This window comes from Salegentibacter holothuriorum (genome assembly GCF_900168045.1).
Lineage (GTDB): Bacteria > Bacteroidota > Bacteroidia > Flavobacteriales > Flavobacteriaceae > Salegentibacter > Salegentibacter holothuriorum.
The window spans coordinates 856,056-882,158 of the sequence record NZ_FUYY01000002.1 but is presented as its reverse complement, the minus strand read 5'-3'; the positions used below and the strand labels follow the sequence as shown (position 1 = coordinate 882,158).

Here is a 26,103-nt window from a genome sequence, read left to right as displayed (position 1 = left end):
AAAAATTTTAAAATTATTTCAGACAGCTTCTTAAAAATGCTTCGTTTTCCCTGGGATTTAAACTGTATAATTATTTTCTAAAGAAAACCCGGCACTTAAAATTTGTATTGTTTAACTATCTAAATGATAGATTTTCATTACATCTTTCAATATTTCCGAAAAGTCAATTTTCAGGTCAATCAACTTACCAGAATGAATATCAAAAACCCAACCGTGTACGGCTATACCCCTATCTAAAACTGCCTTCTGTACTTCTGCAGTTTTTATAACATTAATACACTGTTCCTGCACATTTAATTCCACAAGTCTTTTATATTGTGCTTCTTCGTCTTTTATAGCGTCCAGTTCGGCCTGGTGAATACGGTATACATCCCTAATATTTCTTAACCACGGATTTAAAATACCTAAATCCTGAGATTGCATAGCAGCTTTTACACCTCCGCAATAATAATGGCCACATACCACTACATGTTTAACCTTAAGGTGTGCAACAGCATAATCTATTACAGACATCGCACTTAAATCGGTATTTGGTACCATATTGGCAATATTTCTATGTACAAAAACATCGCCGGGTGCTACCCCCATTAATTCTTCAGCCGTAACCCTGCTATCTGAACATCCTATATAAAGAATATCAGGATCCTGCCCTTTAGAAAGATTGCTAAAATAATCTGAATCTGTCTTTAATTTTTCCTGAATCCACTCCTTATTGTTTTCAAAAATCTGTTTAATCTTCATTGTTTTCGTTATATAAAGTTAACATCCTGTACCCAAAAGTTTCAGCCTTAATTCTTTCTTCTAAATAAAAGCAATAATCCTTTTTTAGGAACGCGCATAAACTTAGGTTTTTCTTTGATAAATTGCAAAACCAATATAACCAAAGAATCCCAATGTAAATTTTCACCCAATAGTGTCCTAAATATTTTTTTAAAGCCTCAATGATCTTTATTCAAAAGGGTTTCCGAAGAATTTTTAATTTCTAAGCTCACTTTAATAAAGTTTCACCTTGGCCTGGCGGAAATTTATAGCAAAATTTCGAGTGAAATTTAGGGGTAAGAGCGAAAAATTTAGATTGATTTTAACCGGTAAAGGCTTAAAAGTCTATTCGTGGAGTATAAGTACCGGAAGATTTTGTTTTCGTGTTTCTACCGTAGAAAGCCTATTCAAAAGTTTCTCTGTTATATGAAGTTGGCGGGCAAAAAATAAGATTAAATTGGCTTTTACAGTTGCTTCTGGCCAAAATTTTTCCAGGAAATCTGATTCACGCTTTAAGGTTTGCCTTTCAATTTGATAATTAACCAAATTAAAATTATCAATTTTTGCACCCGAATCATTTAAATCAAATTCCCATACATTTAAAGCTACATTTTCTACCACCGGTAACTTTTCAAGTAATTGTAAAGCTTTGGTGTTCACAGGGAAACGCAAATCTAAGGGAAGATATAATCTCTCCCATTGTTTAAAGTCGCAATTTGGAACAACCAAAACCGGGCATTTCACTTTCTTGGCTACGCTACAGGTATTGCCACCAAGCCCCTGAAAATTAGACGTATTTTTCCCTGAAGCTCCCATAACAATAAGATCTATCCGTTTTTCTAAAACAGCTTTTCGAGTTGCGTAGATAAGATTATCAGAAAAAGGAAGTGCTGAAAAATCATGATTTACCGCCTGGGGTTGCTCTTTAAGATTATCCACTAATTCTAAAAGTGACTCCTCTACTTGTGCTGCTTCCCCGTTAGAGGCATGAAGCACATAGAACTTAGAAGACCCAGAGGTTAAGTTCAGGGCATATCTCGCAGCATTATAGGCCTGAGCAGAAAAGTCTGTAAGTATTAAAACATTCATGAGCTTGAAATTCAGCACTAATTTTGGTCAAAAATAGTTTGAAAGATCAACCCCAAATATGATTCCCGTCAGGTCTTTTAAGAATTAACTAATATGCTCCAGTTTATGCACATCCAAAAGCTTAACATTTCTTCCTTCAATTTCTATAAGCCCTTCTTTCTTAAAATCAGAAAGCGTTCTTATTAAAGTTTCTGAAGCAATACCGGCAACTCCGGCTAGATCGGCCCGGGAAATTCTAATACTATGTAAAGGATTTTTCTTTATTTTATGAGCAAATAACAAAATGGTACGCGCTGTTTTCCTTCTCACCGAAGCATAAGCAATCTCCATTAATTGTTCTTTTACACCCATTAAATGGTCTCCCATTTCCTGCAGCAATTCCATACTAATATTGCTGTTATTTTTCAAGATATCGCGCAAATCATCTTTAGAAACCATGTATAGCAAACTATCTTCTAAAGCGGTAGCATATTCGCCGTAAGCTGAGTTCTTATTAAAGCTAAGGTTCCCGAAAAAATCATCTTCTTTATATAATTCAGTAATCATTTCTTTACCGCGACTATCAAACTTATGAGCTTTTATTACCCCGCGGCCTACCATATAAAAATGGAGCGAAGATTTTCCTTCTTCATAAATATTTTCCCCAGCTTTAAATTCAACCTGCTCCCGGCTTTTCATAATTTCCCTAAAAGCAGATAAATTTTGAACCGCTTCTAAATCATCATCTTTTCCCTGTGCTTTTATGATCTCTATTTTCGCCAGCCTACTTTCAATAGCACTTACAAGATCTTCTTCATCAAAAGGTTTGGTGAGGTAATCGTCTGCACCAAGATCCATCCCTTTTCTTACATCCTTATGCTCGGTTTTTGCTGAAAGAAAAATAAAAGGAATCCCTTTGGTTGTTGGATCTTCAGATAACGTGCTAAGTACATCGTAACCATCAAGCTCTGGCATCATGATATCGCAAACAATAATATCGGGAATTTCTTCTTTGGCTTTATCTACCCCTTTTTTACCATCAGAGGCAGTTACTACTTCATAATTTGAGAGTTCCAACAATTCTGCAGTATTCTCCCTAACGGTTACATCGTCTTCAATTAAAAGTATTTTTTTCATTTTAAGCTATTTTCAATTCTACCTAAACAAAGAGAATATTATCTATTTTGATTAGGCAATGTTACGGTAAATTTAGAACCTTTATTTTCTACACTTTCAAAAAATATGGTTCCTCCCATATTTTCTACGTGCACTTTAACGATATTAAGCCCAATACCTGTTCCCTGTTTTAACAAAGCATTTTCGGCTCTAAAATATCGTTCAAAAATATGTTTTTGATCTTTTTTGGGAATTCCCATTCCTTCATCTTCTACTTCAAAAATAATTTTTTTATCCTTTGGGTAGATTCTAAAAAATATGGTAGAATCTTCCGGAGAGTATTTAATAGAATTTCCAATTAAATTTGAAAGAACAAGTTCCAGGATTTTTTCATCCTGATACAGGGTAAGATCCTTCATATCATTGTCATATTCTATTTCCTGACCGTATTTAAGTGTTACATTGGCGTTATAAATTACCTCATTTACTAATTTATTGAGACTAAAGGCGGTGTATTTATAGTTTACATTTCCAGATTCCAGGCGTTCCAGGGATAGAAAATCATTAAGAATATTATTAAGATAATGCACCTTGTTTTTAATAGTGGTAAGATGCTTGGTGCGTTTCTCCTGCTGTTCGGTTTGGGTATATTTTTCAGCTAAAACAGCAGAAGTAAGTATCCCGCTAAGCGGAGTTTTAAATTCGTGGGAAACCAGGGAAAGAAACTTTGTTTTTAATTCATTGAGTTCTTTTTCCTGCTTTAAAGCAAGCTTAATACGTTTTTCTGCCTCTTTCCGTTTTGCAATTTCCTGCTCTAGATCTTCAACCGTGTTCCTAAGCTCCTGAGTTCTAATCTTTATTTTACCTTCCAGCTCGGCATTCAATTCCCTAATTTGTCGCTGATTTTCTTTTCTAACCGTAATATCTACTATTAAAGACATTACAAAGCGTTCTCCACCTGCTCTAAACGGATTCAATCCCGCTTCTACCGGAAATTGATCGCCATTTTTTTTCACTCCAAACAATTCCCGGCCATGCCCCATCTGCCGCTTTTCGCTATGTTCCATAAAACTATCAAAATGTTCATGGTGGTTAGCTTTATATTTTTTTGGAATAAGGATATTGAGATGTGCGCCTAAAAGTTCTTCCTTTTTATAGCCAAACATGTCTAAGGCAGCTTTATTTACGGTAACTATTATTTGCTCGGCATCCACTACAACAACACCTTCTGAGGCCGCTTCAAATAAGGTATTAAATACTTCTTCGTTTTCTTTAAAAAATTCTAAAGGCACAATTTACAGGTTAGGATTTGAGGAAACTAAATTACGAAGTGTTGAACGAATTATTAAGAAAACTGGATTTTAATTTCTCAGGAAAACCGGAGCAAAAATTGGTAGTTTAGTAATACAACTAAAAATTAAGCGTTTAGAAATCCCGGCCTTTTTCATACAGCCTTTAGTTTTTATCTTTACCCCCAAATAAACCTAATGTTTCAAAAACTTCTCTTTGTTTTTTTACTTGTTCCAATCTTTGGAAATGCACAATTGGTAAACATAGAAACCAAAAGAATAGAAAATGATTCGTCACGTTTTGTTTTAGATGCCGAATTTGCCTTTAACCATTCCAATAACGACGGGGTTTCAGTAAACCAGATAAATGGAACCCTAACCACGCAATTAAAATCAAAAGATTTTAAAAGAACCTATCTCTTTTTGGGGAATTACAAGTTAATAGATGCCGATGAGGGGAATTTGCAAAACTCCTGGTTTCTGCATACAAGATTTAATTACAAATTAATCTCAAAGTTGAGTTCTGAAGCATTTTTACAGGGGCAGTACAATCAACTTTTGGTGGTAGAGCAAAGAAACCTTGTTGGTGCCGGATTACGATACAATTGGGTTAACCGGGAAAACTTTACCGGACATATTGGTAATAGTTATATGTATGAAGTAGAATACAGCGATAAAGCAAATACTACAGAATATAACCATAGAAACAGCACCTATTTTTCTGTTTCTTATTTATCAAAAACAAAAAGTTTCTCTATCACCAATACGGTTTATTACCAACCGCTCTATAAAAATTTTAAAGATCACCGGGTTTTAGATCAATTTAAATTGGATATTCCGCTTGCCGAATGGTTTAAAGTTTTTATGATCTACGATTATTATTTTGACAGTAAAACACCTTTAAATACCCGGGAATACACCTCTGAATTACAAATTGGAATTGGGATTAGTATTTAAAAGGAGGCAGCAATAATAAAAGACCTTACAGGTTTTAAAACTTTTGTGGTTTGGGTAAAAACATTCGTGAATTCGAGGCAATTTTTTCTATCGCTTAATTTTATAAGTACTTTAATTAATTTATCTTCCCTTTTCTTTTCAAAAGCCTTATTTTTTTTACATACATGACAATAACCAACTACCTGGAAATAGTGAATTCAAGATATGTTTCCGGAATTTCCCGCGAGCATTCCTACAGGGCCGACTTAGAGAATTTACTCAGAAGCATCTTAACCAATATAGATATTACCAACGAACCGACCAATGTTACCGACTGTGGAAACCCCGATTATGTCTTGACCAACGGAAAAATCCCCATTGGATATATTGAAGCAAAAGATGTTGGTAAAGACCTGAATTCTAAAGTTTATAAAGAGCAGTTTTCACGCTATCGCAATGCCCTGGATAACCTAATTATTACCGATTATCTGTGGTTTCAGTTTTTCCAGAATGGCGAATTGGTACACGAAATAAAACTGGCCGAAATTGAAAACGGAAATATAATTCCCATCCCGGAAAACTTTCAGCAGTTTGAAAATCTTATTTTAAACTTTTGCAGCTTTATTGGTCAAACCATTAAATCGGCTAAAAGACTGGCCGAAATGATGGCGGCCAAAGCCCGGTTGCTACAAAACATCCTGGAAAATGCCATTACTTCAGATGAGGAAACCCAGGAAAACACTTCGTTGCAGGGGCAATTTCAAACTTTTAAGGAAATCCTTATCCACGATCTTACTCCAAAAGGTTTTGCCGATATTTATGCGCAAACCCTGGCTTATGGAATGTTTGCCGCCCGTTTGCACGATCCTACACTACAAGATTTTAGCAGGCAGGAAGCCGCCGAGCTTATCCCAAAATCAAATCCCTTTCTTCGGAAATTATTTGGCTATGTAGCCGGCCCCGATATTGATGCTCGTATAAAACCCACCGTAGATAACCTTGCCGATGTTTTTAGAGCAACAAACGTAGAACAACTGCTGAAAAACTTTGGGAAAAGTACCCAAACCCAGGATGCCATTATTCATTTTTACGAAACCTTTTTGGCAGAATACGATCCTAAACTTAGAAAAGCACGCGGAGTATGGTACACGCCAGAGCCGGTGGTGAAATTTATTGTACGTGCGGTAGACGATGTTTTAAAAACCGAATTCAACCTGCCCCAAGGTTTAGCAGACACCTCCAAAACCAAAATAAAGGTAAATACCGATGTAGCCGATAAACGTTCTGCCACCGGTTATAAACAAACCGAAAAAGAAGTTCATAAAGTCCAGATTTTAGATCCTGCAACCGGTACGGGAACTTTTTTGGCCGAAGTGGTGAATTATATTTACAGCAAAAAATTTAAAGCCATGCAGGGCGCGTGGAGCGGTTATGTAGAGCAACATTTAATTCCCCGTTTAAACGGATTTGAATTATTGATGGCCTCTTATGCTATGGCACATTTAAAACTGGATATGCTGCTGCGCGAAACCGGCTATAAAGAAAACAGCAGCCAAAGGCTAAATGTGTATCTCACCAATTCTTTAGAGGAGCACCATAAAGACACCGGCACCCTTTTTTCCAACTGGTTAAGTACCGAAGCCAACGAGGCCAACCATATTAAACGCGATACCCCGGTAATGTGTGTTATTGGGAATCCGCCGTATGCGGTAAGTAGCGCTAATACTGGAAAATGGATTTCCAGCTTAATGGAAGATTACAAAAAAGAACCAGGAAGGCAAATAAAACTTGAGGAGCGTAATTCAAAAGTAATAAATGACGATTATGTAAAATTTATGCGTTATGGACAACATTTTATTGAAAAGAATGGCGAAGGTATTTTAGCTTTCATCAACCCGCACGGCTTTTTAGATAATCCAACGTTTAGAGGAATGCGCTGGAATTTATTAAAAACTTATGATAAAATCTACACGATAGATCTACACGGAAACTCCAAAAAGAAAGAAACCGCCCCCGATGGAAGCAAAGACGAAAACGTATTTGATATACAACAAGGAGTTTCCATTAACATTTTGATAAAGACCGGAAAGAAAAAATTGAATGAACTCGGACAGGTATTTCATTACGATTGTTTTGGAAAAAGAAAGGACAAATATAGATTCCTTGAAGATAGCAAACTTGATAATATTACATTTTCTGAATTGGTTAAACGTAAGCCAAATTACTACATGATTAATAAGGATTATGATGGTTTTGAAAAATATGAAACTGGCTTTCAATGAAATGACCTCTTTAAAATTAAACCAAGTGGTGTTAAAACCCATCGAGATGCTTTTGTCATAGATTCGGATAAAAATAATTTAAAAGAAAGGATTCAATACTTTTTTAAAATTGAAAATACTAATCAGGATGTAATATTAAAATGTAAGTTAAAAGCAAAAAATAATTGGCTAGAAGAAAAACGAATAGGAGAGTTTGATTTAGAAAAAATAGAAAAAATTTCTTACCGACCGTTTGATGAAAACTGGATCTATTATTCCTCTGATTTGATTGATCGGGGTAGAGAGAAAGAAATGAAACATTTACTCTTTGAAAATTTAGGAATAGTTTTTTCAAGACAAGCAACAGCTGAAAATTGGACTTCAATTCAAATATCGAGAAACATGATTGATAACCGTTATCATTTTAGCTACAAGGGAATACCGCAGCAAGCTCCTCTTTACCAATACCCAGAAACCACCGGCCAACAAAGCACCGAAACCCAGGCCGGGCGTGTTCCTAACTTAGACCCAAAAATTCTCGCTAAAATAGAAGAAAGCCTTGGTTTAGATTTTGTTCCGGAAGCCGAAGACGGCAATGTTTGTTTGGCAAATTCTGGGGAAGTCCGCAGTGATTTTCGCAGCACTTTTGCGCCCATACATTTGCTGGATTATATTTATGCGGTTTTACATTCTCCCACCTATCGCGAAACCTACAAAGAATTTTTAAAAATAGATTTCCCAAGGGTTCCGTATCCAAAAGACCGGGAACAATTTTGGCAATTGGTAAAATTGGGTAGTGATCTTCGGCAAATTCATCTCCTGGAAAGTCCAAAAACCGAAGAATTTATTACCACTTATCCCGTAGATGGTGATAATATAATTACCAGGAAAATAACGAAAACCAGTCCGGGTTTTGAATTGAACCAAAAACCCCTCAGTCCTGCGGACAGCTCCCCTTCAAAAGGGAAGCAGCCAGAAAATACTGCTATCAGTTCGAGCGCAGTCGAGAACCAGAGCGAAATGAGGAGAAACTTCCCCCCTTCGGGGGGATTAGAGGGGGGCTTTGGCAAAGTCTGGATAAACGACCAGCAATATTTTGATAACGTACCAGAAATTGCCTGGGAGTTTTATATAGGTGGTTACCAACCCGCTCAAAAATGGCTAAAAGACCGCAAAGGCCGGGAATTAAAGTTTGAAGATATTTTGCATTACCAAAAGATAATTGTCGCGTTAACGGAAACTGATAGGTTGATGAAGGAGGTTGATGGGATAGAGATAATATAAAGAGAAATCATTGGCTCGAAAGCCATAAATTTTATTCAATTCAACCTCCGATGGCCATAGAGGTATAGTAATTGGCTTCGAACTACCAAAATCAAAATTCAACGTTAATAAAGTGGTTTATAACGGGTTATCTTGTCTAGAAATCTTACCATATAAATTAGAGGATATAAAGCCCATATTCCTAAATAAGTTAAAGGAATGGAAGTATGAGAACGAATTTAGAATAATAACCGAAAAGCAAGGATATATCGATATTGAAATTAAAAAAATTATTTTTGGATCTGAAAGTTCTAAATTTGATAAAGAACTGATTACTAAACTTGCCGAAAATATTCATCCTAATATCGAGCTAGAAACATATTACGACGTATAATATTCTATAATTATTAACATTAATTTGTTCACAATATTGTGAACAAATATTATATTTACAAAAGGATTAGATGACCATAGTATTTCTAAAAGAGTATTTAGAAGACCTCTATGAGGGCAAAACTAAAAAGCATAAAGATTTTAAATCTAATCCTGCTTTAGTAAAACAGTATGTAAAAACAGTCAATAAGCTGAAATCTGTTACCCGAATTGAGCAGCTATATCAAATAAAAAGCCTTCATTACGAAAAAAAAAGAAGGAAACTTAAGCGGTAAAAGTGCCGTTTGGATAAACAAACAGTATCGAATAATTTTCAATGAAGTTGCTTCTAAAGAAGACTCCCTCCAAATCGATATTTTAGAATTAGAAGAACTCAGCAAGCACTATCAATAATTATGAAAGCAACCGACCTAACTCCATTAATCGCTACACATCCGGGAGAAATTCTTAAGGATGAACTGGATGCTTCTGAAATTTCTCAGTCAGATTTTGCAAAAACTATAGGCTTTAATAGAAGCCAACTAAATGAATTCATTAAAGGAAAAAGAAACCTAAATGCAGATCTCGCTATTCTATTAGAAAAAACCCTGGGCATAGATGCTGATTATTGGATGGAAGCCCAGAAAAATTATGATTTAGATTTAGCCAGGATTAAAGCAAAGAATAACGAAAGACTTGAAGCTATTGAGCAATTAGATTTCATTAAAGAAAAAATTGCATATACTTTTTTTAGCAAAGAGAAAATCCTTCAGGGCGACCCAATAAAAGATATACAGGCTATTAAGATTATTTATGGAGTAGAACATTTTGAGCAATTCGCAAATATGCGAACACAACCTAGTTTCTCTCGATTCAGAAAATCAACAAAATTGAAAGTTGACCCTATAAATATCATAGGATGGGCAAAATTAATAGAACATAAAGCAAGTTTTGTATCGGTTCCTACTTTTGATTATAAATGCCAGGATGAATTAATTAATACACTGAAAGTTCTATTAAAAGAAAATAAAAATACTCTTAGAACCACACAAAATTTACTGGCAGATTATGGAATTAAGTTAATCCTTCAAACAAAAGGAGCTAAAACACCGGTAGATGGAATTTCTTTTTGGAGTAATGGCAATCCGGCAATTGGAATGTCCATAAGGCACAAACGCCTGGATAATTTTGCCTTTACCCTATTTCACGAATTAGGACATATTTTTAAACACCTGGTTAATAATAATGAAAGCCGCTTTATCGATTTGGATCCCAATAATGAAGATGAAGAATATAAGAACTCTAGTGAAGAAAAAGAAGCAAACAGGTTTGCAGAGCAATATCTAATTTCTGACAATGAATGGGAGGAGTATCTTGAAAAATATGGAGCTAATCCACTTGATGACCAAAATATAGTCGAATACGCCGAAAAAATCGGTATTCACCCAAGTATTCTTCGTGGCAGAGCCTGTTATAAGTCTGGATTCTACAAAAAGAAAACCCGAATAGATTATAAACTGTATTAAATTATAGTGCCCAGCCAGTCATTATGCATTGGTTCTGCACTTTAAAAAATTGAAAGATAAAACCCGGACTTGCTCCGGGTTTTTTATCTTTTGATCTTATTGAGAGAAAAGGTTTTTAAACCGTCATCCTGAATTTATTTCAGGATCTAGTAGGTTGATAATTAAAGAACATAATTGAAGTTGAAACCATTTTAAAAAGGCTTGCCTACCAAAACCTCACAGGTTTTGAAAACCTGTGAGGTTTCTTTATTAATATTTTGACTACAATTTTTGCTTAGTCCCCAACAATCATGCTTGATCCAGGATAAACTTCTCGCCAAATCTTTTCCAAAAACAAAAAACCGAACTCTTTTCAGAATTCGGTTAATTTTAAATAAAATTAAGGCGGGAAGGTATTAATCCTTTAGGTTTCAAAAACCTAAAGGATTAATTTTTGTAACTAACTTTCAGTTGCATTTTAAAAAACCGTATATTTGTAAATGTCTAAAATTGAAAAACTTGTTCAAAAATTTCTAGGTGTTCCTAAAGACATGACCTGGGAGGAGTTTTCAAAGGTCCTTAAGTATTATGGCTATATAGAGCTAAAGAAAAAAGGGAAAACCGGAGGATCACGAAGGAAATTTATAAATAGAAAGAAGAACAACGATGTTATAATAGCGCATAAACCACATCCTGAAAATGTTGTAAAAAGATATATCATTGAACAGGTTATTGAAAAACTAGGATTGTAATGAAAAATTATTTAGAACATAAAGGTTATATAGGTACAGTTGAGTTCAGTGCTGATGATAAAGTTTTTTTTGGAAAAATTCAGGGAATAAATGATCTAATTCTTTTTGAAGGAGAATCTGTTTCTGAATTAGAAAATAGTTTTATAGAGGCTGTAAGTGATTACCTGGAAACTTGCAAAGAAATAGGAAAAGAGCCGAACAAAACTTTTAAGGGGAGTTTTAATGTACGGGTGAATAAAAGCGTTCATCAAAAATTATTTATGTTGGCCGCTAAAAAAGGAATAAACCTTAACCAATTAGTGAATAAATCTTTGAATTTCACAGTTGATAATGAAGAAATAGTTTTAAAGTAATTCACAAAAAAACCGAACTTTTTTCAGAATTCGGTTTTTTTTAATGGTCTTCCTTCAGCTACGCTCAGCACAAGACTAAGGCTTCCCGATATTCCGCAAAAAGCTCCGACCTTTAAACCGTCATTCTGAATTTATTTCAGGATCTAGTATGTTGATAATTAAAAAACATAATTGAAGTTGAAACCATTTTAAAAAGGCTTGCCTGCCAAAACCTGTGAGGTTTCTTTATTAATATTTTGACTACAATTTTTGCTTAAACACAACAATTAGGCTTGATCAGGATAAACTTCTCGCCAAATCTTTTCCAAAAACAAAAAACCGAACTCTTTTCAGAATTCGGTTAATTTTGTTGGCCTACTAGGGCTCGAACCTAGACTCTTCTGGACCAAAACCAGACGTGTTGCCAGTTACACCATAGGCCATTGCTGTAATGCGGATGCAAATTTAAAACAAACTTTCTATTGCGCAAACTTTTTCTCTATAAAAAATATAGTTTTTTCTTGAGGCCTAAATTCACTTTAAAAAAATGAAAAAGAAAGCTTGCAAAACAGCCTTATTTCCAGTCTTTTCAGAAAATATCTTGTTTTAAAGTCCGTTACTAAACTACTTCAGCAAGCTTTAAGGCAGCAATGTTGTAAAATGAGCTGTAAGTTCACTTAACCCCAATTCAATTAATTCCCGATTATCGGGCATTCTTATTTTTATTATTAAATTCGCCACATAAGATTCAATTTTACTACAAAATGATAGATTTTAGCTTTAAGAAGTGGAACAAAATATTGGGATGGCTGGTATTTTTAATCGCACTTACCACATACACCCTAACCCTGGAACCAACAGCAAGTTTTTGGGATGCAGGTGAATACATTGCAACTTCCGCAAATCTTGAAGTAGGCCACCCCCCCGGAGCACCATTATACCAAATGCTGGGGGCTTTCTTTTCTACTTTTGCGGCAGACAACTCCCAAGTTGCACTTATGGTAAACTTTATGTCTGGAGCTGCCAGTGCTTTTGCAGTGCTGTTTATGTTTTGGTCTATAAGTTTGTTGGTTTTAAAAATAGCCGGGCCTGTAGAAAAGCTTAAAACATCAAATAAACTAGCCGTTTTAGGTAGTGCCCTTGTTGGCTCTTTAGCCTTCACCTTTACCGATAGCTTTTGGTTTAGTGCCGTAGAAGCCGAAGTTTATGCTATGGCGGCCTGCCTTATGGCCCTTCTTTTCTATCTGGGTTTACTTTGGGAACGCGATATGTTTAAACCCCGAGGGAATAGATGGCTAATTTTAATCTCGTTAGTGGTAGGTTTATCTTTTGGAGTCCACTTTATGGGACTGCTTACTATTCCTGCTATTGGTTTCCTGTATTTCTTCAAGAATTATAAAAAAATTACGGTAAAGAATTTTATTATAGCAAATATTGTAGTAGTAGCCGTTTTAATGTTTATTTTTAAACTCCTTCTCCCCTACACGCTTACTTTCTTTGCTGCTTCAGAGTTATTCTTTACCAATTCACTGGGACTACCTTTTAATACCGGAACCGTAATCGCACTTTTAGTGATTGTTGCACTCTTTTACTTCGGAATTAATTATACCCGGAAGAAAAATTATTTTCAGCTAAACACTTTATTTCTTTGTATCTTATTTATACTAATTGGATTTTCCAGTTGGGTAATGCTTCCTATAAGATCTAATGCTCCTACGGTTATTAACGAAAATAGCCCCGATAATGCCCGCGAATTACTGGCTTATTACAACCGGGAGCAATATGGGGAAACACATTTATTTTACGGCCCTCAGTTTTCTGAAATGTATGCAGGCCTGGATGAAAACAATCCTTATACCGATGCCAAACCTAAATATGAAAAAGACGAAGAAGCGGGGAAATATATTATAGTTAACGACTATAAAAACGCAAAGCAAAACCTGGATGATTCTCACAAAGCATTCTTACCAAGAATGTGGAGTTCGCAACACGCAGCCAACTATATGGATTTCACCGGCCCGCTTAAATTCACCATAAAACAGGAGTATCAAGGCGAAGAAAGACTGGTTAGCGCGGTAAACGAATTCCAAAATAGATATGCACAAGGCGAACTTGATAATACCGATTATCATAGCTTTCTGCGTCAATTTGGAGATTACCTGAACATAGAAAAGCCATCTTTTGCTTCCAATATTGGTTATTTATTAGAATACCAGATTGGGTATATGTACTGGCGTTATTTTATGTGGAATTTTGTTGGACGCCAGGACGATAACCAGGGAAAATATACCGATATGAATGGGAACTGGATTAGCGGCATTGATTTTATAGACGAGATGCACGTTGGTCCTCAAGACAACCTTCCCAGCGATGTTAAAAATAATAAAGCGAGAAATACCTACTATTTTCTTCCTTTAATTTTAGGGTTAATAGGACTCGTTTTTCAGTTTAAACGAGATAAAAATAACTTCTGGGTATTACTCGTGTTTTTCCTCTTCACCGGAATCGCTCTTAAAATATACCTTAATGAGCGGCCTTTTGAGCCTCGTGAACGTGATTATGCCTTGGTAGGTTCTTTCTACGTATTTGCCATTTGGATTGGTTTTGGCGCTTATGCGCTGTTTGATTGGGCTAAAAAGTTTTTAAAACCCAAGCTAGCAGCACCAATTGTAATTGCCACTTCCATACTTGCAGTACCGGTGCTTTTAGCTTCAGAAAACTGGGACGATCACGACCGTAGCGGCAGGGACACTACCCTTACTATGGCTAAAATGTACCTGGATTCTGTAGATGAAAACGGAATTATTTTTACCATTGGGGATAATGATACTTTTGCGCTGTGGTATGTACAACAAATAGAGCGTTACCGCACCGATGTAAGAGTTGTAAACACCAGCCTTTTTGCTACCGATTGGTACATAGACCAAATGAAGCGCAAAGCATTTGAAAGTGACCCCATCCCTTCACAATTTGAAAATGAAGACTACAACGGGGTTAATGACGCGGTTTTCGCAAAGGAAGTTACTAAAGACACTATTCCGCTTAAAACCTGGCTTAACTATATTCAAAATGATGATCCAAGAACCCAGGCCGAGTTACAAAGCGGACAAATGATTAATACCTTCCCTACAAAAAACATTAGTATTCCGGTAAATAAGGAAACTGTTTTAGAAAACGGAATTGTAGAGGAACGTTTTGCCGATCAGATTGTAGATGAAATTGTGATCAATCTGGACTCCCAGGTTATTTATAAAAACACCTTATTGATGCTGGATATTCTGGCTAATAACAACTGGGAAAGACCAATTTATTTCTCTGGCGGAAGTTTTAATGACGAAGATTATCTCTGGATGAAAGAGTATCTTCAGTTAGAAGGGGTTGCTTATAAACTGGTACCTATAAAAACCCCGGTAGACCCTAGAAATCCTTACGATATGGGCCGCATCAATACAGATAAAATGTATGATATCGTGATGAACTGGGATTGGGGCAATATGGGATCAGATGATATTTACCACGATCCGGAGACTCGCAGAAACTCTATTACCTACAGAAGTAACCTGGCCAGGCTGGTAGAAAACCTGCTAAACGAGCAAGACACCACGAGAGCTAAAAAAGTGCTTGATCTTGCTATGGAAAATATGCCGGTAGAACATTTTAACTACTACGCTTTACTGGAACCTTACGTAACCGGTTATTATGAAGTTGGCGAACCCGAAAAAGCCAGGGAAATCTGGGAGAAAATCGCCACGCATTATAAAGAAAATCTACAGTATTACAGCAGCTGGGACATAGATAGACAATATCGATATTTTAACGAAATTGTCTCTAATATTGAACGCTATAGAGCATTAGTAGATTTACTTGTAGTGCATCAGGATGAAAAAATCCTTGAAGAAAAAGCCGATGAGTTTAACGAACACCTGGAAATGTTTCGCCATTTCTATGGAGAGGAAGAAGAAATAACTCCGGCAACACCCGAAGAAATATTACTTGAAGAAGGAGTAAACTCCGAATTAAATGGAGGAAACAATTCACTTAGAATAGATTCTTCGGAATAAACTATCTCGGGGCAAGCCCACGAGGCATTCATTGGAAACAAATTTTTAATTTCGAGGCAAGCCCCTGGGTATTATACCCTTTGGCGGTGCCAATAAAAACTATTAGGGAAAAGTAGATAAGATTTATTGTACCAAAATGCAGTTAAATGGTCTCCATCTATTTTTCTAAAGGAACAGTGCCGAAAATATATGGACAGCAAATAATAATTAAACATAGAATTGGGTCCTCCCCTTATTTTTCAAGGGGAGGTGCCGAAGGCGGAGGGGTTTCTTTGGGATATTAAAAATCCCCAAATCTTTATAACCCCTTAAATATCGAACTATAATATTATTTGTACTATAAAATACCGTATTGGATTTACATAGAAATTTATGCAATTATAAACGATATTTTGTGGTTTAAATGGGCAAATACTAAAAACCAATGTCGCTTTTATATGAACCCGTTTTTTATAAAATATCCTTTTCTTTTAAAGAAACTCTACCCAAACCGTATCACCAGGCTTGAAGGAGAAAAGACTATTTACCTCACTTTTGATGATGGTCCAATTCCTGAGATCACCCCCTGGGTTTTGCAGACTTTAAAAGAGTATAATGCGAAGGCAACTTTCTTTTGTATAGGTGATAATATTAGAAAATATCCCACAGTATTTCAGCAAATAATAGAGGAAAATCACAGCATAGGAAACCACACTTTTAATCATTTAAACGGCTGGAAAACCAAAACCGATGCTTATGTTGAAAATGTATTGAAAGCTGAAGAAACCCTTCTTGAAAATAGAGATGAGAAAAGAGACAATAGAGGAAAGAGGCAGGAAACAGGAAACAAGAACAAAAAAACAAAAACCAGAAACCGAGAAATCGGGGAGCAAAACTCGCAACTCGCAACCCGCAACTTTCAAACCCAAACCTTAAACCTAAAACTATTCCGTCCACCTTTCGGAAAGATTAAAAACTCCCAGGCTAAAAAACTTGTAAAGCAGAATTACAAAATAGTGATGTGGGACGTAATAAGTGGTGATTTTGATTCCAGAATTTCTAAAAATAAATGTTTAAGAAATGTGCTGAAAAATGTTTCAGCAGGAAGTACTGTTGTATTCCACGACAGCATTAAAGCTTCAGAAAGCCTTAAGTTTGTGTTGCCGAAAGTATTGGATTATTATACTCAAAAAGGCTTTAGTTTTAAAGCGCTTTAAACATATTCCTTAAGAATCCCTACCAGGGTTGCAGCATCCTGTTCACCGCTTTGGCGCCATTTCATTTCGCCAGATTTATAAATTATAAGCGTTGGCAACACTTTTACCCTAAGGGCCTCGGCAAGTTGCGCATTCTTATCTACATCTATTTTTATCACTTTTACCTTATTCCCCATCGCGGCAGCAACTTCTCGCAAGACCGGGTTCATAAGTTTAGAATCCTCGTTCCATTCGGTATAGAAATCCAACAACACCGGGATATTGAGGTCTATTAATTCACCAAATTTTGACATGCAGCTTTTCTTTAATTAGATTTTAAGCCTCAATTTCGTTCCTTAAAACGAGGCAAATAATATATAGGTTAAAATGATAATTTTTCGGAGAAATCACTAATTCAAATATAGTAAATTCTATACATTATGCAGGTTTTGAACCTTTTTTGAGTTCAATCACACTTATTTCAGGCCAAATTCCCACTCTCCCCGGAAAGGCCAGATAACCAAATCCGCGATTTACATTAATATAGCGCCCAAATTCCTCGTATATTCCTGCCCAATTTTGGTAACGGTACTGCACAGGACTCCATTTAAACCAGCCGGGAATTTCAATTCCAAATTGCATTCCGTGGGTATGCCCACTAAGTGTTAAGTGATAATTATTTTTATCCTTTTTAATTTTCTCCTGCCAATAAGAGGGATCGTGACTCAATAATACTTTAAAATCTTTTTCACTTAATCCCGCTCCTGCCTTATCCAGGTCACCTTCTTTTTTAAATCCGCCGCTACCCCAGTTTTCCACTCCAACTAATGCAATCTTCTCTCCTTTTCGCTCAATAAGTTTATGCTCATTTAACAAAAGCTTCCAACCCATATTGGCGTGAGTATCCTTTAGCGTATCTAAATTTTGTTTTTTCGCTTCAGGTGAACTCCAGCTTTTATAATCGCCGTAATCGTGATTACCCAAAATAGAATAAACACCATCTTTAGCTTTTATTTGACCAAACAATTCTTTCCAGGGTTCCATTTCTGAAGCTTCATTGTTCACTAAATCTCCCGTAAAAACAACAATATCGGTTTCTTGCTGATTAAGAAGATCTACGCCGTATTTTACCTTTTTTTCGTTATCAAAACTTCCGCTGTGAATATCACTAATTTGGGCAAGTCGGTAACCATCAAAAGCCTCTGGAAGGTCATCAAAATATAGTGTGTAATTAAGCACTCTAAAATTATACCTCCCCTGGTACATACCATATAGAACCGAAGCCAATGGAATGGCCGCTATACCCATAGCCAACTGACTTAAAAATTTTCTGCGGGAAGGCAGAGAGAAATTTCCTTCTGAAGAGAGTAACTTCTCAAAACCACCGGAGCCTATTCTATAGACATCCTCTCCAAACATAATTAGCGTAAGAATAACTTTAAAAAGTAGTACCGAAAGTAAAAAGCCAAAGGCATAGCCCCTTTCTCCGGTGAGCACACTACCCTCTACCGGGGTTAACCATTGATAAATAAAGTTAGCCAATACCGCAAGGCTAACTGCAAAATAAAGGATTACTACCCAATAATTTCGGCTTATGGTCTTTAATGCCTGGTAGGCATAAATCTCAATTAACAAGAAAAAAACTATAAATATTATCCAACGCATCAGCAATTTCAAATTTTTGCGAATATACTTTTAATCATCATTTTGTAAATTTGGTTTAGCTTTATTTTAACGACTGTGACAGGCCTAAAACGCAAATATTATTAAAACCTAAATAGTACCAGAAATGTTGTTTAGCTATAAAATTTGACTATACCAGCAATAAGGAGTATTTTTCAAGGCTTTTTAAACCCTAATCAAAACATCAATGAAACGAAGAAATTTTATAAAAGCAGCCGGAATATCTGGTGCCGGTGTCACCCTTTTGCCGGGCACCTATAATTTACATGCCTCTACTTTTAAAAAACAGGAGAAACCGACTCCTATTTGTATTGCCACATGGAATTTTCACGAAGCCAGTAAAACTGCCGGCGAGTTGCTATACAAAGGAACTTCGGCTTTAGATGCCGCAGAACAAGGTGTAAGGGTTGAGGAAGCTAATCTTAAAAATACTACCGTAGGAAATGGTGGTGCACCAGACAGGGATGGCAATGTTACTCTAGATGCGTGTATTATGTCACCATTAGGAGAATGTGGGAGCGTAGTTTATTTAAAAGAAATTGAACATCCCGTTTCTGTAGCCAGAAAAGTTATGGAAGAAACGCCTCACGTAATGTTGGCTGGAGAGGGAGCTTTTCAGTTTGCCATTCAGCAAGGGTTTAAGCCAAAAAATCTACTGACTAAAGAATCTGAAGAGGACTGGAAAAAATGGTTGGAGAAAAAAGAATACAAACCAATTATTAATATTGAAAACCACGATACCATAGGAATGCTTTGCCTTGACGAAAAAGGTGATATTGCCGGGGCTTGCACCACCTCTGGCCTGGCCTACAAAATGAATGGAAGGGTTGGAGATTCTCCTATTATTGGCGCAGGTCTTTATATTGATAATGAAATTGGCGGCGCAGTTGCTACCGGAATGGGCGAAGCCATTATGAAAAGTGTAGGTAGTTTTCTTATTGTTGAATTAATGCGGCAGGGCAAAAGTCCGCAAGAAGCTTGTGAAATTGCGGTACAGCGAATTGTTAAACAGAACAGCAATTATAAAGATTTTCAGGTAGCTTTCTTAGCTTTGGGAAAAAATGGGGAAATTGGTTCTTATTGCCTCCATAAAGGCTTTACCTTTGTGAAATATCAAGACAACAAAAACACCAATACACCTAGCCAATCTTACCTTTAAATGGAACAGAAAAGATCTTATCGCACCGCTTTTATATTTGTAACTATACTTTTTTTTCTTTGGGGATTTATAACCGTTCTCGTTGATTCACTTATACCAAGACTACGTGAAGTATTTACACTCTCTTATTTCCAGGCTGGAATGGTTCAATTTGCCTTCTTTGGAGCCTATTTTTTACTCTCTATTCCGGCGGGATATATTCTCTCTAAAATTGGATATAAAAAAGGAATTATTCTAGGGCTTGGCACTATGGCACTGGGTTGCTTATTATTTTATCCCGCAGCTTCTTACCGTGTCTTCGGAGTTTTTATGTTGGGATATTTTACACTTGCCGCGGGTATCACCATTCTTCAGGTTGCCGCAAACCCTTATGTAACCATTCTTGGTCCCGAAAAAACGGCTTCCAGTAGACTTAACCTTTCACAGGCTTTTAATTCCCTGGGAACCGCAATCGCTCCGGCACTTGGAGCACTTTTTATACTTCAGGACAAAGTAAAGACAAGTGCTGAAATTGAAGCGCTGGACACTACCGCGCAAAAAAGTTATTTAGTGGCTGAAGCTGCTGCAGTACAGACTCCATTTTTAGGAATTGCTGCTTTTATAGGGGTAATCGCCCTTGTTTTCTTTTTTGTAAAACTCCCAAAAGTTGGCGATAAAGAGGCTTCTAATGATTATAGAAAAGTATTAAAAAATAAAAATCTTATTCTTGGTGCTATTGGTTTATTCTGCTATGTAGGTGCCGAAGTTGCCCTTGGAAGTTATATGGTAAACTATTTTTTAAGCCTTGACCTTGCCGCAACGGTAAGAGAAACTTCTTTTATGAGAACTATTGCAGAATGGATTTTAACAACTGGAGTTTCATCATCTAGCGACATGGCCGTAGTAGGAGTTTTTGTAACTTTTTACTGGACCGGAGCAATGATTGGAAGATTCATTGGTTCTTATCTTACTTCCATATTTAACCCGGCAAAAATATTAAGTGTTTTTGCTATTGGAGCTATTGGAATGATCCTTATCTCCAATTTAACAGTAGGTCTTACTGCAATGTGGACGATAATAGGTGTTGGATTATTTAATTCAATAATGTTCCCTACAATTTTTAGTCTTGCCTTAGATGGGCTGGGAGATGATAAAGCCCAGGGTTCTGGAGTATTATGTACCATGATTGTGGGTGGCGCTATAATCCCACCGGCCTACGGCTATCTTACAGATTCTTTTAATTTTAACGTGGCCTTAATTTTAGTAATGCTTTGCTACGCTTATATTTTCTATTACGCTTATAGTAATAAGAGAAGAAAAGTTGCTGTTGCATAATTTTAGTCGGTTTTAATCTACAAGTTTTTAGGACGGCCTAAAGCCAGTATGATAATATCTTTGTAGTTTTGGGATATTCAGAAAAAATAATATTCCAAAATATATGTCTGCTCAAAAACGCCTGTTTCTTGTTGATGCCTATGCCCTTATTTTTAGAGGCTATTACGCTTTTATTAAAAACCCAAGAATAAATTCTAAAGGTTTTGATACTTCAGCCATCATGGGGTTTATGAACTCCCTTTTTGATGTTATTAGGCGTGAAAAACCAGACCATCTTGCCGTTTGCTTTGATAAAGAAGGCAGCAAGGCAAGAACCGAAATGTTTGCAGAATACAAAGCCAACAGGGACGCCACACCCGAACCTATAAAAGATGCTATTCCTATTATCCAGGATATTCTAAAAGCCATGCATATTCCTGTAGTAGAATTAGCCGGAATGGAAGCCGATGATATTATTGGAACTCTTGCCCAACAAGCCGAAAAGGAAAACTACCAGGTTTTTATGGTAACCCCAGATAAGGATTTTGCCCAACTGGTAACCGAAAATATTTTTATGTACCGCCCGGCAAGAATGGGTAACGGAATCGAAATTTGGGGAATCCCAGAAGTTCAAAAGAAATTTGAAGTTGAACGTCCCGAGCAGGTAATAGATTTCCTGGGAATGATGGGCGATGCAGTAGATAATATCCCAGGGCTTCCGGGAGTAGGCGAGAAAACTGCCAAAAAATTCCTGAAGCAATTTGGAAGTATGGAAGAGCTGTTGGCCAATACCGACCAGCTAAAAGGAAAGATGAAAGAAAAGGTGGAAAGCCACGCCGAGCAGGGCATTCTTTCTAAAAAACTGGCAGCCATTCTTACCGATTGTGATGTGAAATTTCACGCTGAAGATTATGAACTTTCCCAACCAGATTCAGATAAGGTTCAGGAAATATTTGAAGAACTTGAATTTAGAAGACTTAAAGATCAATTCATAAAATTATTTAACGGCGAGGAAGACCAAAAGCAAACTCAGGTTACTAATTCCCCAACTGCCAAAAAAGCTTCCCAAACAGCAGGCGAAGGACAGTTTTCACTGTTTTCAGGAGGTGATTCAGAAAAAATTGAAGCAACTTCGGGCGGAAGAAAATCCTTAAAAGACACTGCTCACGTATACCAAAGCCTAAACACTAAAATGGCCAGGCAAATGTTTCTTCAGAATTTAATGAAACAAAGTAGCGTTTGCGTTGATACTGAAACCACAAGTTTAAATGCGCTGGAAGCAGAGCTGGTAGGTATCGCTTTTTCCTGGGAAGCCGGTAAAGGTTTTTACCTTCCCTTCCCCGAAGAACGCGAAAAAGCACAGGAGCTTATTGAAGAATTAAGACCCTTTTTTGAAGATGAAAAAATTGAAAAAATTGGACAAAACCTTAAATATGATATCAAGGTTTTAGCCAAATATGATATTGAAATAAGCGGAAAGCTTTTCGATACGATGATCGCGCATTACCTGATAAATCCAGATATGCGCCATAATATGGATATCCTTGCCGAAACTTACCTTAATTATACCCCGCAGCCTATTTCAGAATTAATAGGAAAAAAAGGAAAGAATCAAAAGTCGATGCGGGAAGTACCGCTAGACCAGCAAAGCGAGTATGGTGTAGAAGATGCTGACGTAACCCTTCAGCTTAAAAAATTCTTTGAGCAAGAATTAAAAGAAGCAGAAACCCGAAAGCTCTTTAATGAAATTGAAATTCCGTTAGTTCGGGTACTCGCTGCAATGGAGCTGGAAGGCATAAAGTTGGACGAAAATTTCCTAAAATCTCTTTCTGACGCGTTAGATAGTGACATTAAAGACCTCGAGCAAAGTATATATAAAGAAGCGGGAGAAGAATTTAAAATCAGTTCTCCAAAACAATTGGGAATTATCCTTTTTGAAAAAATGGAATTGGTTAAAAAACCAAAAAAAACCAAGACGGGACAATATTCAACCAGTGAAGATGTACTTTCTAACCTTGTTAAGGAACACAAGATCGTAGAAGACGTTTTGATGTACCGCGCATTGGTTAAGCTGCAAAATACATATGTAGACTCTCTACCAAACCAGGTGCAAAAACCTACAGGAAGAATTCATACCGATTATGTGCAAACTATTGCTGCTACGGGAAGATTGAGCTCTAACAACCCCAACCTTCAAAATATCCCAATAAGAACCGAGCGTGGTCGCCAGGTAAGAAAAGCTTTTGTTCCCCGGGACGAAAACCATATTCTATTGGCTGCCGATTATTCTCAAATTGAATTACGAATTATTGCTGCACTTAGTGAGGAAGATAACATGATTAAAGCCTTTAAAGAAGGCAAAGATATTCACGCCTCTACTGCGGCCCAGGTTTTTAATGTAAAAATAGATGAAGTAACCCGGGAGCAAAGAAGTAATGCCAAAACTGTGAATTTTGGAATTATATATGGAGTTTCGGCTTTTGGATTAAGCAACCAAACTAATTTATCTCGCGCTGAAGCCAAAGAACTTATTGATACCTATTACAAAACCTATCCTAAATTAACCGGTTATATTGCCGATCAAATAGATTTTGCCAGGGAGAACGGTTATGTGCAAACCATCTTAGGAAGAAGACGCTACCTAAAAGACATTAATTCGCAAAATGCTGTAGTACGTGGCGCTGCCGAAAGAAATGCTGTAAATGCACCAATACAGGGAAGCGCAGCAGATATTATTAAGCTGGCAATGATTAATATTTACCGAAAACTTACGGAAAGAAAATTTAAAACAAAAATGCTACTCCAGGTACATGATGAATTGGTTTTTGATGCCCATAAAGATGAAGTTGAAGAAGTAAAGAAAATGATTCAGTTTGAAATGGAAAACGCTTACAAACTGGATGTTCCTTTAGATGTAGAATTAGGAGAAGGTAACAATTGGCTGGAAGCGCATTAGAATTTCTCCGTCATTGCGATGGAGACTGAAACACTCTTTTGATGAATGGAGAGCTTATATCTATTTTCTGCGGGAATTCTTAAGATCAAAACCTATGTTTAGATTATGTTCAAACTAGATCCTGAAATAAATTCAGGATGACGACGCGTGAAACTTCCCATATTAACTAGTAACGAGTAATCTACCTCGTAACAAGCCAACGAGTCATTAAATATCGATTCTCGAGTAAAACAAAAAACCTCGCAACTAAAAGCTGCGAGGTTTTTCCATCTAACAATAAAAAGACTGGTTAGGTTAATTCAACCTGGTGTATTCTAAAGATAAAACGGTAACCTCTTCGGCATCGGTACCACTGGGATTACCATAATATTGCTCAGATTCAAATTTGCTGATTTCAAAAGCAAAAGTATTGGCAGTTCTATCTAAAATCCTGCTATGTGTGCGAGTAGTTCCATCTATAGTCATACTTATCACTAAACGCTCTTCAGTATTTACATTTTCAACATCCCAGTTCCCGGAATCTGTTCTTCCCGAAAGACACTCAAATTCATCATCATTAGTTCCGGCTTTAAAATCAAGCTTAGAGTTGTTAGTTACCATATCGCCATTTGGCAAAAAGGTAACCCCCATATCCTGAAAGCAATTTGTTTCCAATAGTATATTTGAATTAAATACACCATCGTTATTAATATCCACAACAGTATCGGTTAACATTGCCGAAAGTATCCATTCGCCTTCAAGATCTTCTGGAACTATAGAAGCCGTGGCATTGGCAGCATTTAATTCATCGGAACTAATAGGGTCTTCATTAGGTTCGCAAGACACAAAAACAAGTGTCGCTGCAAATAAACCTAAGACATTTTTAATATTAAGCAGGTTATTCATAGCTAATTCAATTTGGGACTACAAAGCTAAGAAGTATTCCAAGTATTTTATGACTTTATTAACACAAATATTACCACTCAACATATATTTAAGCCTTTTAATCGATTTTAAATTAATATTGACACCTCATAAGAAGGCCTAATTGAACAACTGGCAATCAAAATTAGAACACAACTGTTTCAATGTTAAGATTCTGTTCTAAAGCTATATCCCTCAAAATAAATTAATTAATTTCGGATTTGCTATATGAATTTATAATTGTACATTTGCACCCCGATTTCCCGACATGTTTCATGGCGGGAATTGGGAATGGAATGTTTAATAATAAGTAAATTTAATTAGTGTGGACACATTAAGCTACAAAACAGTATCAGCCAACAAGGCTACCGTGACCAAAGAATGGGTACACGTAGATGCTGAAGGACAGACGTTGGGCCGCCTATCATCAAAAGTAGCCAAGCTACTAAGAGGTAAGCACAAACCTAACTTCACCCCGCACGTTGATTGTGGAGATAACGTAATCGTTACCAATGCAGAAAAGATCAACTTAACCGGTAAGAAATGGGATTCGAAAGAATACATTCGTCATACTGGCTACCCGGGTGGACAAAAAAGTCTAACAGCCGCTGAATTATTCGAAAAGAATCCAGAGAGACTTATCGAAAAATCAGTAAAAGGAATGCTACCAAAGAACAAACTTGGAGCAGACCTATTTAGAAATTTAAAGGTTTATGCAGGATCAGAACATGATCACACTGCACAAAAGCCTAAAACTATTAACTTAAACGATCTTAAGTAATGGAGGTTATTCACAAAATTGGCCGTAGAAAAACGGCGGTTGCGCGTGTTTACGTTTCTGAAGGAAGCGGAAAGTTTAGCGTTAACAAAAAAGACCTTAAAGACTACTTTACCACAGGTCCTTTACTTTACAAAGTAAACCAGGCCCTTAACCTTACAGGTAATGACGATAATTTCGACATTACTGCTAATGTTTACGGTGGTGGAATTACAGGACAGGCAGAAGCTATTCGTCTTGCACTTGCAAGAGCAATGGTAGAACTGGACGCAGAGAACAGAGCGGTGTTAAAGCCAGAAGGTTTAATGACCAGAGACCCAAGAATGGTAGAACGTAAGAAGTTTGGACAGAAGAAAGCTCGTAAGAAATTTCAGTTCTCTAAACGTTAATTTTTATTGGAATTTATATTCCAAAGTTCATTTAATATTAAAAAGATTTTTGT

General features: G+C 36.5%; 21 protein-coding genes and 1 tRNA gene. 14 read left to right on the top strand and 8 right to left on the bottom strand.

The features are described from left to right. Positions 1 to 111 precede the first annotated feature (111 nt). The 4 genes from B5X51_RS08350 to B5X51_RS08335 all read right to left on the bottom strand — a co-directional run bounded on the left by B5X51_RS08350 (position 112) and on the right by B5X51_RS08335 (position 4,235). A complete protein-coding gene (locus tag B5X51_RS08350) occupies positions 112 to 741 on the bottom strand; it encodes a carbonic anhydrase (RefSeq protein ID WP_079720687.1) in 630 nt (209 codons plus the stop codon). A gap of 363 nt (positions 742 to 1,104) precedes the next feature. Continuing rightward, a complete protein-coding gene (locus B5X51_RS08345) occupies positions 1,105 to 1,848 on the bottom strand; it encodes a universal stress protein (protein WP_079720686.1) in 744 nt (247 codons plus the stop codon). An 84-nt stretch (positions 1,849 to 1,932) separates the two neighbouring features. Then, entirely contained in the window at positions 1,933 to 2,964 is a 1,032-nt protein-coding gene (locus B5X51_RS08340; protein WP_079720685.1) for a response regulator, read from the bottom strand. A 38-nt stretch (positions 2,965 to 3,002) separates the two neighbouring features. Then, positions 3,003 to 4,235, bottom strand: a complete 1,233-nt coding sequence (locus tag B5X51_RS08335; RefSeq protein WP_079720684.1) for a PAS domain-containing sensor histidine kinase — start codon at positions 4,233 to 4,235, stop codon at positions 3,003 to 3,005. Between the two features lie 195 nt (positions 4,236 to 4,430). Here B5X51_RS08335 and B5X51_RS08330 point away from each other — a divergent pair, with 195 nt between their 5' ends. The 7 genes from B5X51_RS08330 to B5X51_RS08295 all read left to right on the top strand — a co-directional run bounded on the left by B5X51_RS08330 (position 4,431) and on the right by B5X51_RS08295 (position 11,674). Beyond that, positions 4,431 to 5,189, top strand: a complete 759-nt coding sequence (locus tag B5X51_RS08330; RefSeq protein ID WP_079720683.1) for a DUF481 domain-containing protein — start codon at positions 4,431 to 4,433, stop codon at positions 5,187 to 5,189. Between the two features lie 164 nt (positions 5,190 to 5,353). After that, positions 5,354 to 7,450, top strand: coding sequence for an N-6 DNA methylase (locus B5X51_RS15995; protein ID WP_217699535.1), 2,097 nt, complete (start codon positions 5,354 to 5,356; stop codon positions 7,448 to 7,450). A 15-nt stretch (positions 7,451 to 7,465) separates the two neighbouring features. Then, complete coding sequence (locus tag B5X51_RS15990; protein WP_217699538.1) at positions 7,466 to 8,713, top strand: type ISP restriction/modification enzyme; 1,248 nt, start codon at positions 7,466 to 7,468, stop codon at positions 8,711 to 8,713. 443 nt (positions 8,714 to 9,156) lie between these two features. Then, positions 9,157 to 9,360 (top strand): hypothetical protein, encoded by a 204-nt coding sequence (locus B5X51_RS15905; RefSeq protein ID WP_079720680.1) that lies wholly within the window; start codon positions 9,157 to 9,159, stop codon positions 9,358 to 9,360. Positions 9,361 to 9,480: 120 nt separating this feature from the next. Continuing rightward, positions 9,481 to 10,590, top strand: coding sequence for a HigA family addiction module antitoxin (locus B5X51_RS08305; RefSeq protein ID WP_079720679.1), 1,110 nt, complete (start codon positions 9,481 to 9,483; stop codon positions 10,588 to 10,590). A gap of 479 nt (positions 10,591 to 11,069) precedes the next feature. Beyond that, positions 11,070 to 11,321, top strand: coding sequence for a type II toxin-antitoxin system HicA family toxin (locus B5X51_RS08300; RefSeq protein ID WP_079720678.1), 252 nt, complete (start codon positions 11,070 to 11,072; stop codon positions 11,319 to 11,321). Continuing rightward, the gene (locus B5X51_RS08295) at positions 11,321 to 11,674 is read left to right on the top strand and encodes a type II toxin-antitoxin system HicB family antitoxin (protein WP_079720677.1); all 354 of its coding nucleotides are present in this window, start codon (positions 11,321 to 11,323) and stop codon (positions 11,672 to 11,674) included. The genes B5X51_RS08300 and B5X51_RS08295 overlap by 1 nt, the downstream gene beginning before the upstream one ends. A 349-nt stretch (positions 11,675 to 12,023) precedes the next feature. On the opposite strand, the gene B5X51_RS08290 is transcribed toward B5X51_RS08295, so the two are convergent. Next, positions 12,024 to 12,096: transfer RNA gene (locus tag B5X51_RS08290), tRNA-Gln, on the bottom strand. Between the two features lie 321 nt (positions 12,097 to 12,417). Here B5X51_RS08290 and B5X51_RS08285 point away from each other — a divergent pair. Both B5X51_RS08285 and B5X51_RS08280 read left to right on the top strand, forming a co-directional pair. Then, complete coding sequence (locus tag B5X51_RS08285) at positions 12,418 to 15,714, top strand: DUF2723 domain-containing protein (RefSeq protein WP_079720676.1); 3,297 nt, start codon at positions 12,418 to 12,420, stop codon at positions 15,712 to 15,714. 437 nt (positions 15,715 to 16,151) lie between these two features. Next, positions 16,152 to 16,910 (top strand): polysaccharide deacetylase family protein, encoded by a 759-nt coding sequence (locus B5X51_RS08280; RefSeq protein WP_079720675.1) that lies wholly within the window; start codon positions 16,152 to 16,154, stop codon positions 16,908 to 16,910. Here B5X51_RS08280 and B5X51_RS08275 read toward each other — a convergent pair. Together B5X51_RS08275 and B5X51_RS08270 are read right to left on the bottom strand one after the other, a co-directional pair. Next, positions 16,907 to 17,203, bottom strand: a complete 297-nt coding sequence (locus B5X51_RS08275) for a thioredoxin family protein (RefSeq protein ID WP_079720674.1) — start codon at positions 17,201 to 17,203, stop codon at positions 16,907 to 16,909. The genes B5X51_RS08280 and B5X51_RS08275 overlap by 4 nt on opposite strands. A gap of 124 nt (positions 17,204 to 17,327) precedes the next feature. Continuing rightward, positions 17,328 to 18,554, bottom strand: a complete 1,227-nt coding sequence (locus B5X51_RS08270; RefSeq protein ID WP_079720673.1) for a metallophosphoesterase — start codon at positions 18,552 to 18,554, stop codon at positions 17,328 to 17,330. A 205-nt stretch (positions 18,555 to 18,759) separates the two neighbouring features. On the opposite strand from B5X51_RS08270, the gene B5X51_RS08265 reads away from it, so the two are divergent. The 3 genes from B5X51_RS08265 to polA all read left to right on the top strand — a co-directional run bounded on the left by B5X51_RS08265 (position 18,760) and on the right by polA (position 23,980). Continuing rightward, positions 18,760 to 19,731 carry a glycosylasparaginase gene (locus B5X51_RS08265; RefSeq protein WP_079720672.1) on the top strand — a complete coding sequence of 324 codons (972 nt, stop codon included), beginning with the start codon at positions 18,760 to 18,762 and terminating at the stop codon, positions 19,729 to 19,731. Beyond that, positions 19,732 to 21,045, top strand: a complete 1,314-nt coding sequence (locus B5X51_RS08260) for a sugar MFS transporter (protein WP_079720671.1) — start codon at positions 19,732 to 19,734, stop codon at positions 21,043 to 21,045. Positions 21,046 to 21,148: 103 nt separating this feature from the next. After that, positions 21,149 to 23,980, top strand: coding sequence for a DNA polymerase I (polA, locus tag B5X51_RS08255; RefSeq protein ID WP_079720670.1), 2,832 nt, complete (start codon positions 21,149 to 21,151; stop codon positions 23,978 to 23,980). A 294-nt stretch (positions 23,981 to 24,274) separates the two neighbouring features. On the opposite strand, the gene B5X51_RS08250 is transcribed toward polA, so the two are convergent. Next, the gene (locus tag B5X51_RS08250) at positions 24,275 to 24,865 is read right to left on the bottom strand and encodes a hypothetical protein (RefSeq protein ID WP_079720669.1); all 591 of its coding nucleotides are present in this window, start codon (positions 24,863 to 24,865) and stop codon (positions 24,275 to 24,277) included. 343 nt (positions 24,866 to 25,208) lie between these two features. Here B5X51_RS08250 and rplM point away from each other — a divergent pair, with 343 nt between their 5' ends. Both rplM and rpsI read left to right on the top strand, forming a co-directional pair. Next, positions 25,209 to 25,664: a 50S ribosomal protein L13 gene (gene rplM / locus B5X51_RS08245; RefSeq protein WP_079720668.1), complete on the top strand. Its 456-nt coding sequence runs from the start codon at positions 25,209 to 25,211 to the stop codon at positions 25,662 to 25,664. Next, positions 25,664 to 26,050 (top strand): 30S ribosomal protein S9, encoded by a 387-nt coding sequence (rpsI, locus tag B5X51_RS08240; RefSeq protein ID WP_079720667.1) that lies wholly within the window; start codon positions 25,664 to 25,666, stop codon positions 26,048 to 26,050. The genes rplM and rpsI overlap by 1 nt, the downstream gene beginning before the upstream one ends. Positions 26,051 to 26,103: the final 53 nt, after the last annotated feature.